The 8,421-nt window shown below is 40.9% G+C and carries 9 protein-coding genes; 4 read left to right on the top strand and 5 right to left on the bottom strand.

Going from position 1 to position 8,421, the window contains the following annotated elements; genetic code table 11:
• Window positions 1–1,037 precede the first annotated feature (1,037 nt).
• A complete protein-coding gene (locus tag PN497_RS16750; protein ID WP_187041193.1) occupies window positions 1,038–1,310 on the top strand; it encodes a DUF7219 family protein in 273 nt (90 codons plus the stop codon).
• A gap of 314 nt (window positions 1,311–1,624) precedes the next feature.
• On the opposite strand, the gene PN497_RS16755 is transcribed toward PN497_RS16750, so the two are convergent.
• The 3 genes from PN497_RS16755 to PN497_RS16765 form a co-directional block, all read right to left on the bottom strand.
• Entirely contained in the window at window positions 1,625–2,761 is a 1,137-nt protein-coding gene (locus tag PN497_RS16755; RefSeq protein WP_096570439.1) for a glycosyltransferase family 4 protein, read from the bottom strand.
• Between the two features lie 179 nt (window positions 2,762–2,940).
• Window positions 2,941–4,092, bottom strand: a complete 1,152-nt coding sequence (locus tag PN497_RS16760; protein ID WP_096570441.1) for an NAD-dependent epimerase/dehydratase family protein — start codon at window positions 4,090–4,092, stop codon at window positions 2,941–2,943.
• Window positions 4,093–4,241: 149 nt separating this feature from the next.
• Complete coding sequence (locus tag PN497_RS16765; RefSeq protein WP_096570443.1) at window positions 4,242–4,748, bottom strand: hypothetical protein; 507 nt, start codon at window positions 4,746–4,748, stop codon at window positions 4,242–4,244.
• 305 nt (window positions 4,749–5,053) lie between these two features.
• On the opposite strand from PN497_RS16765, the gene PN497_RS16770 reads away from it, so the two are divergent.
• The 3 genes from PN497_RS16770 (at window position 5,054) to PN497_RS16780 (ending at window position 7,522) form a co-directional block, all read left to right on the top strand.
• Window positions 5,054–5,401 carry a hypothetical protein gene (locus tag PN497_RS16770; RefSeq protein WP_096570445.1) on the top strand — a complete coding sequence of 116 codons (348 nt, stop codon included), beginning with the start codon at window positions 5,054–5,056 and terminating at the stop codon, window positions 5,399–5,401.
• A gap of 99 nt (window positions 5,402–5,500) precedes the next feature.
• Complete coding sequence (gene ycf46, locus PN497_RS16775) at window positions 5,501–7,012, top strand: stress-responsive protein Ycf46 (protein ID WP_096570447.1); 1,512 nt, start codon at window positions 5,501–5,503, stop codon at window positions 7,010–7,012.
• Between the two features lie 159 nt (window positions 7,013–7,171).
• Entirely contained in the window at window positions 7,172–7,522 is a 351-nt protein-coding gene (locus PN497_RS16780; protein WP_048868763.1) for a DUF1257 domain-containing protein, read from the top strand.
• 152 nt (window positions 7,523–7,674) lie between these two features.
• Here the strand turns inward: PN497_RS16780 and PN497_RS16785 are convergent, their stop codons facing one another.
• Both PN497_RS16785 and PN497_RS16790 read right to left on the bottom strand, forming a co-directional pair.
• The gene (locus PN497_RS16785; protein WP_096570449.1) at window positions 7,675–7,944 is read right to left on the bottom strand and encodes a hypothetical protein; all 270 of its coding nucleotides are present in this window, start codon (window positions 7,942–7,944) and stop codon (window positions 7,675–7,677) included.
• A gap of 146 nt (window positions 7,945–8,090) precedes the next feature.
• A partial coding sequence (locus PN497_RS16790) for an ISAs1 family transposase (protein WP_272110714.1) occupies window positions 8,091–8,421 on the bottom strand: 331 nt, incomplete at its 5' end.

The raw sequence follows: 8,421 nt of genomic DNA on the forward strand, positions 1-8,421 counted from the left end.
CTTAACCGTCCTTGAGGCAAGGGATGAAAGCATAAGGAGGCGTTTACGCCTCAGTCACCTGTGCTATAATCATTCTCACAGGAACGGTAATCAACCTGTATAAAAACCTAACTGCCTAACGGCAATCTGTACCTTGACAACTAAATCTATGGGGTTCTACTTCGTAGTTCTAGTGCCTCCTGGAAGTAGGTAAAAGATTTACAGGTGCTAGACTTGTGTTGAGCGCAGTCGAAACACGACACAGAATTTAAACTCAAACAAAATTTGGAGTAATCCAACTAGGGAAGGGCATTCCCTAAGTTAACGCTTGGGGAGAGAACCACCTCGCTTGTTAGACACCGCAAGGGATCTAATCTAAGTGGACTCGTTGAACCAAGAATCTCCTCGCCTTTAGGCAGGAGAGTGTCAAAAAATGACCCTACCCCCCTATTCTCCTAATTTAGATGTTAAACTGGTCAACTCTGCATAAAAGTTTTATGTTTTTTTTAAAATTTTTGTAATTTTTTGTGAACAAATTCTTTAAAAATTATAGAAAAATATATATTAATTCTTTATCAGCTAATTTAGTTTGTTGAATTTAATTAAAACCCATTTTTTGCAAATTAGGAATAAGATGAAATAATTGAGCAAAATAGGAGAAGTAGTAAAACATTCATCCAAGAGATTGCAATTAATCTTTACAAAAGATATATAAAGATATAGAACGGGTGTTCGCTCGTGAATGGCTTTGGTCACTTTGACATAAACTTTTTTTGACAGCCTGATGCTTAATAACTTACAACTTGATTATTTTGTCAAAGTTGAAATTGACCAATCGCTGCAACACTTTCCCATAATCACGGTTTAATCTTAAGCGTTCTCCTGACTTAATAAATTAGAAATAAGAGTGCCTATTACCGCTTTGCGGAAATCACGCATTCAAAAGTCCAAAAGCTGATGGGGTAGGTTTTTGCCTATTTTAAATAGTAGCTTTATTTACGCCGTGTTGTACTAGTGGTTTTACTATAAACAAGAAAATCAGGAGGAGAATTCAATACATGGAGAAAAATATAGTGAGCAAAGATGATTTTCTCTATCCTCGTGGTCGCTACTACGGTCATGTCCAGCCTGAAAACTTAGTTTTCAACGCAAATTTACAGGAATTTGCCCAGCGAGTTAGTTATATTTGTAACTTAGAAACAGGTGGTAAACTTCCACCAGAGGAAGCTTACGAACAAATCAAGGCTTTGTGGAAACAATTAAAACGATCAAAAAAACAACTTAGGATAGGTGAAGAACCCTTTCAAAATAACGATGCTGATGATAGTTGATAGGGAAAGAAGGGAATAGTGAACAGTGAATAGGGAACAGAGAACAGGTAAAGAATTTTCTCCCCATCTTCCCAGTCACCAGTCACCATTCCCTACTTTGTAACCATTGTCCAAACACCATCCCAAGAATTTGGAGGTGGTGTTTTTTGGTAATTGTAGGCACGTTCCAGGTGGATAGATAGGGTTTGCTGAAAAAGTTATCTGTGAAGGCTAGGTGACAGGTGACAGGTGACAGTTTCAAGAGTTGGATAGGGGAACTACGATTGTTTCCGTCCTGAAGGACGAGGCTTGTACCAAATTTTTTCATCTAAAATCTAAAATCCAAAATCCAAAATTGCATCACCTATCACCTTTTTGTAATAATCTTGTAATTGTCGTGTAGCAGCAGACCATCCCCATTTTTCTGCTTCCTGACGAGCATTTTCACGGATAATATTTATTTCATGTTGTTGTTGTAACAACTTTATAGTAACATCAATTGCCTCTTGAATGTCCGCTTTAGGGTCAAAAAGATAACCATTTACACCATCTGTCACAATATCAGGAATACCACCAGAACGGGCTGCTACTACTGGACATCCGGCGGCCATTGCTTCTAATAATACTAATCCTAGTGTCTCTGTCCGAGAAGGAAAAATAAACACATCTGCACTAGCAAAGGCAGAACCTAATTCTTTACCCATCAGATAACCAACAAAATGGGTATTTGTACCAGCAAAATGTTTCTCTAAATTTTGTCGGTTTGGTCCATCTCCAACCAAGGCTAAACGAGCATCAGGAATGGCTTCTAAAATCGGTTTAATGCGTTCAATTTCCTTTTCTGCCGAAAGACGACCTACATACAACAATAAGGGGCTTTTTGGATGACCTTGGGATAAGTGCGATCGCATTTCCACACTTGCTAAATCAGGATGAAATAATTCTGTATCTACTCCTCGTTGCCACAAATCTAATCTTTCTATGCCATGTGCTGCCAATTCCTCGACCATTGCTGTGGAGGTACACAAATTTAATGCAGCTTGATTATGAGCGCCTTTGAGTAATTCCCAAAGTAAACCTTCTAACATTCCCAAACCGTAATGTTGCAGATATTGAGGTAAGTGGGTATGGTAAGAAGCCACCAGGGGAATTTTCAGAACCTTACTATAAAAAATACCTGATAATCCCAGAACGGCGGGATTAACAACATGAATAATATCCGGCTGAAACTGTTCTAAAGCGTGACCGATAGCAGGACGAGGCAGTGCTAATTTTAACTCTGGATACAAAGGCAGTGGAAACCCCGTCACACCGTAAACTTTCGCTCCTTTGTGTTCTGTGATGCCACCTTCTGGGCAAAATACCATAACTTGATTTCCGTCCCGTTGCAGATGATCAACGGTGTGACGAAGACGGGTGACAATACCATCAACCTTGGGTAAAAAAGTTTCAGTGAATAGGGCAATTTTCATAAGAAAGGAGATCAAGGAGTCAGGAGATCAAGGAGTCAGGAGGCAGGGGGCAGGTAGCAGGGGCAGGAGGCAGGTGGCAGGAGAAATGAAAATTGTAACTTTTGCCTTTTAATTTTCTCCCCCTGCTTCCCCTGCTTCCCCTGCTCTCTGTCACCTGTCACCTGTAACCTGTCACCTAATTATCTGTGCCAAGTGACTTTAGGCAGAATTTGATTATTATCAACTCGTTTCTGATACTTGACCGCAAAGTTTAACAGTGAATCAAGTAGAGAATCAGAGAGATAATGAGGTTGCAAGCCTAAATCCAGCAATTTGGTGTTTTTAGCGTTGAAGTAATGTTCTTCTTTTTCAATTCTGGGGTTGTCAATGTTATTGATTTCCACATTTAGCCCCATTGCGTTACCGGCTTTTTTCACCATTAACGCTAAGTCACCAACGCTGAATAATTCAGTGAATTGGTTAAATACGCGAAATTCTCCGGGTTGGGCTGGGTTGGCGATCGCCAGTTCAATACAACGCACTGTATCCCGAATATCCAAGAAACCGCGAGTTTGTCCACCTTTACCGTAAACAGTCAAAGGATGACCTATTGCAGCTTGAATACAGAAACGGTTAAGTGCAGTACCAAACACACCATCATAATCAAGGCGGTTGATCAAAAGTTCGTCCATACCAGTTTCTTCGGTCAGAACGCCATAAACAATACCTTGATTCAGATCAGTGGCTCGTAAACCCCAAATCCGACAAGCAAAGTGGATATTATGGCTATCGTGAACTTTGCTCAGGTGATACATTGAACCGGGCTGTTTAGGATAGGGCAATGTATCCTTACGTCCGTTGTGTTCAATGGTGATATAGCCTTCTTCGATATCAATATTGGGTGTTCCATATTCACCCATAGTTCCCAATTTCACCAAATGACAATCTGGGAAATCTTCCCGCATGATGTACAGCAGGTTCAGCGTACCCACGACGTTATTTACCTGAGTGAGTACCGCGTGTTCACGGTCAATCATAGAAAATGGCGCTGAACGCTGTTCACCAAAATGCACTATGGCATCTGGCTGAAATTGATGCAAAGCTTTGTGCAGAAAACTGTAATTGGTAATATCGCCGATAAATAGGTCGATAGATTTACCAGTCAAATCTTTCCATCGTTGGAGACGTTGTTGAATTGGTGCAATTGGGGTTAGAGTCTCAACACCGAGTTCATTGTCCCAGTGCCGACGCACCAAACTGTCTAGAATTCCAACTTCATAACCTCGATTAGAAAGGTAAAGTGCGGTTGCCCAACCGCAATACCCATCGCCACCAATAACCAGGACTTTCATCTTTACCAGTTTTTACTCGCTGATAGCTAAATCTACCAGGTTTCTGTCCCCTCTAGTTCATTAATTCTTGATTAAGGGGACTGGGGGCTGGGGACTGGGGACTGGGTAATCAATTTTATTTTTCCCAATCACCAATCACCAATCACCAATCACTTAATTTTGTACTGTTTGGCAATGTAGTAAAACAAGCGGTAGTAATCTTTAAACTCTTTACTACTCGTTTGTCCTTGCCAGTGATAGTTGACTTGTTCTTGATTGATAGTTAGTTTCATTGAACTGACTTGTTGACCAACTTCTACCACTAGCACCCCAGATATACCCTGATCCGTTTTAAAGTTTTGGTCTATCTGTTTTGATGTTTCTGGGTTTTGTAACTTTGGTAAATCATTACTCGCCCAAGCGCGAATTTTTGTATCTTGGCTTTGTGATGAAACAAATATTACTCCATCGTTGTTGTCTGATGTAATGGCAGTCCAGTTACTCGGATAGGGAAACTCAAACCCATAACGGGGATTTTGGTATGTTTCCCACTTCTGTTCAGATGTCCAAAAGCCATTAGCACTGCAACCCCCACAAAGTATAGCCGTGCCAACACTGGAGACTAGTAAACCGATGACTCGCCTCAAATTACAAGTTTCGACGGCAGCAGTAGACATAATCACACCCTTTACCCCTATTGACTTTAGCTCAAGTCTGATTAGACTTTATTCTCATACATTCGGCTAAATAGACTCTCTTTTTACACCGTTTTATTTCTTAGGTTTATTGTTATATAAATTACTATTTTCAGGGAACAGGGAACAGGCAAGAAATTTATTCTTATTATCCTGCCTCCTGCCTCCTGCCTCCTATTATTAAGAAATATTACAAAAATGCCATCAAAACGTCTGAATGGGTTGACAAGAAATAAAAGAACCGATAACGTAAGATACATACCCGGGTAAGACCACTAGAAAGTCGTATGCAAACTAAGCAGAAGGTTACGTTATATTTATCGCCGGAATTGCACAGAAGATTAAAAATTCGTTCTGCTGTTGACTCAGAACCGATGTCAGACCTAGCGGAACGAGCGCTCAGTTTCTACCTGACTAACTCAGAATTGGTTGAAGAATTGGAAGAGTCTTCTTACGGCAGAACTCACAGGGTTTATTCCTGTCCCGCTTGTGAAAGTTCACTTGTTTTACGTAACGGGGAATTAGTAGCTTTGGGTAATCAGCCAGGACTAATTGGTCAAGAACATCTATCCATTGAGGAAATGGAAGAAGATGAAACCCATCCCAAGGGTGAGGAAGAATTAGTCCCTTGCTAGTTAGGAATTATGAATGGATGAATTAATAATAGATTTGGTTGTTCTGACCAACGGCGATGATTGTACTGTCTCTATAAGGTCTCAAGTAGGTCGATAGATATGAAAGAAGAGCTAAACATACTCATTCAAGCTCAATACCCTTTAATCTACCTTGTGACCTCCGAGGAAGAACGGGCAGAGCAAGCAATCTACACAATTTCTCAATTGTTAAAGCCTCAACGTCGAGTTTATGTTTGGACAGTAACTCACGGCATTGTGGAATACGGTCAACCCCGGAGTACAACTCAACACAATACCGTTTCTCCAGAGGCGGCGATTGAGTGGATCATTAGACAGAAAGAACCCGGTATATTTATTCTTAAAGATTTACATCCTTTTATTGATGCTCCGGCAACAACTAGATCGCTTCGGGATGCGATCGCTAGTTTTAAGGGAATGCAAAAGAACATCATTTTGATGTCTCCAGTGCAACAAGTACCAATAGAACTAGAAAAAGAAGTTGTTGTTATTGACTTCCAACTGCCGGATATGTCTGAGTTGAATAAAGTTTTAACTCAACATCAAGAGCAGCATCGTGGACGACGGTTGACTACCGAGGCTAGAGAAAAACTGCTGAGAGCAGCTTTAGGTCTAACTAAAGATGAAACTGAGAAAGTATATCGTAAGGCTCAGGTAACAACGGGGCGGTTGACGGAAGATGAAGTTGATATAGTTTTATCAGAAAAGAAACAACTCATACGCCGTAACGGTATTTTAGAGTACATCGAAGAAGATGAAACTATTGAAGCTGTAGGCGGTTTAGAGGAGTTGAAAAAGTGGCTCAAACAACGCTCCAACGCTTTCACAGAAAGAGCTAGAGAGTATGGTTTGCCGCAACCGAAAGGGATGTTAATTTTAGGTGTTCCTGGTTGTGGAAAGTCACTGATAGCCAAGACTACCTCCCGTTTGTGGGGTTTACCAATCTTGCGTTTAGATATGGGGCGAGTTTACGATGGCTCAATGGTGGGTCGAAGTGAAGCAAATCTGCGAAATGCCCTGAAAACAGCAGAATCAATTTCCCCAACGATTCTGTTTATCGACGAGTTGGATAAATCTTTTGCGGGTAGTGCAGGTTCTGGTGATTCTGATGGGGGGACATCAAGTAGAATTTTTGGCTCTTTCTTGACCTGGATGCAGGAAAAGAAATCTCCAGTATTTGTAATGGCGACTGCGAACCGGGTAGAACGTTTACCGGGTGAGTTTTTAAGAAAAGGTCGCTTTGATGAAATTTTCTTTGTGGATCTGCCCACACCAGAAGAACGTCAGGATATCTTCAACATTCACCTGACTAAAAGAAGGGAAGATATTGCTAGATTTGATTTAGAACAACTAGCAAAAATGTCAGACGGTTTTTCAGGGGCAGAAATTGAACAGGCGATCGTTGCGGCGATGTATGAAGCTTTTGCCCAGGATCGGGAGTTCACCCAATTAGATATTATTGCTGCATTGAAGTCAACTTTGCCGCTGTCACGAACGATGCAAGAACAGGTCACAGCTTTAAGAGACTGGGCCAGACAGCGTGCTAGACCCGCCGCAGCCTCCGTTGCTGAATATCAGCGCATGGAGTTTTAAAAGCTTTCCTCTGTATGCCAGAGGGGAAAGGTTAGCTCACAAGGCTAACAGGTTACGAAAAAAAAGCCGCTTCCCAATTAATCCCAAATTAATGCGGCTTCGCTGAAAAAGAAACCGTTGTCGTTTTTCTCATCAATCTTCTCATTGGAGGAAACCCAAATGTCTCACTTTAGCACTCTGCGTACCAAAATCACCGATGCCGAAATCCTCAAATCTTCTTTGCGCGACTTAGGTATTAGCGTAAAGACTGAAGCTGATGTTCGTGGTTATAACGGTCAGCGTGTTCGTTCCGACATCGTTGCTGTATTGGAAGGCGAGTACGATTTAGGTTGGTCTCGCAATAGCGATGGTTCTTTTGATTTAATCGCTGATTTGTGGGGCGTTGCTAAGAAGCACAACCAAACCGAGTTGATCAACTCCATTAACCAAAAATACGCCGTTAACAAAACTTTGGCTGAAGTAAAACAGCGCGGCCTGCAAAACGCTAACGTTAAGTTGGTGTTGCAATAAGAATTTCTCTGCGCGTTCCCAAAGCTGAACGGGTTAACCAAGCATTAGCGGTTAGCCCGCTTTTTTTTGTCTTTATTTGTCTGAATCAGGATGTCCAGGATTTGAGGATGTATAGGATAAGAACGCATTTTAAACCCAGTCTAGAAGATATATTAAAATTCAGTTTCAGATCGGGTATCGTAAACAAGCTGAAGACATTTCTCGAAGTCGTCACCTTGCCAAGTTCCAGCAAATTTGAGCAAATCTTTGGCTTTAGATCCGCGTAATATTGGTTCTCCATCTTCTACAGAAATATTAGTTGATTTGATGGTGGAGGTATTTGTTTTGGTGTTGAGATATTCGAGATAGTCTAGGGTTTGTTCCAGTATCGGTTCTGGAGTGTTTTCTATGGCTGCAATTAGTTGTTCTTTGATGGTGTTCATAGACGTAATTAGGGAATGATAATATTATAGTTTTATGATTGTATCCGTAGAATAATAATTTAAAATTGCTGATCAATTTTTGACATGGATAGAATAAAATATAACTCAGGGTGCTAAAAGGAAATGCCAGGGTAAGAGCATCTCAATCAGTCTTGACATAAGGGCTTTTCGGAATCTAATGTAGAGTCAATGAAACAAGAACTGAGAACTTGAATCATGTAATCGTTATCCATAGCAGTGCGTTTCATTTTTTGTCGAAGAGTACGTTTATAAGTTTGTTCACGATTAAGAGCATTGAGAGCAATGCGTCGTAAAAGAGCAAAATTTCGGGGGCTGTTCCAAGAGCGAATACGACAAGAATCCTCAGCAAAAGTACAATCAAGAATCCAGTGAGCTTGGTTCTCAATTCCCCAATGTTTACGGATGGCTCGACCTAAAAGTTGAGCATCACTGGGTAAAGAAGAGAGATAAAATTGA

It is taken from the genome of Sphaerospermopsis kisseleviana CS-549 (assembly GCF_028329225.1).
Classification (GTDB): Bacteria; Cyanobacteriota; Cyanobacteriia; order Cyanobacteriales; family Nostocaceae; genus Sphaerospermopsis; species Sphaerospermopsis kisseleviana.

Excerpts from the sequence above, each read along its gene's own strand:
- PN497_RS16780 (WP_048868763.1), top strand. The coding sequence starts at position 7,172 with ATGTCTCACTTTAGCACTCTGCGTACCAAAATCACCGATGCCGAAATC.
- PN497_RS16750 (WP_187041193.1), top strand. The coding sequence starts at position 1,038 with ATGGAGAAAAATATAGTGAGCAAAGATGATTTTCTCTATCCTCGTGGT.
- PN497_RS16755 (WP_096570439.1), bottom strand. The coding sequence starts at position 2,761 with ATGAAAATTGCCCTATTCACTGAAACTTTTTTACCCAAGGTTGATGGT.
- PN497_RS16770 (WP_096570445.1), top strand. The coding sequence starts at position 5,054 with ATGCAAACTAAGCAGAAGGTTACGTTATATTTATCGCCGGAATTGCAC.
- PN497_RS16765 (WP_096570443.1), bottom strand. The coding sequence starts at position 4,748 with ATGTCTACTGCTGCCGTCGAAACTTGTAATTTGAGGCGAGTCATCGGT.
- PN497_RS16760 (WP_096570441.1), bottom strand. The coding sequence starts at position 4,092 with ATGAAAGTCCTGGTTATTGGTGGCGATGGGTATTGCGGTTGGGCAACC.
- PN497_RS16785 (WP_096570449.1), bottom strand. The coding sequence starts at position 7,944 with ATGAACACCATCAAAGAACAACTAATTGCAGCCATAGAAAACACTCCA.
- ycf46 (WP_096570447.1), top strand. The coding sequence starts at position 5,501 with ATGAAAGAAGAGCTAAACATACTCATTCAAGCTCAATACCCTTTAATC.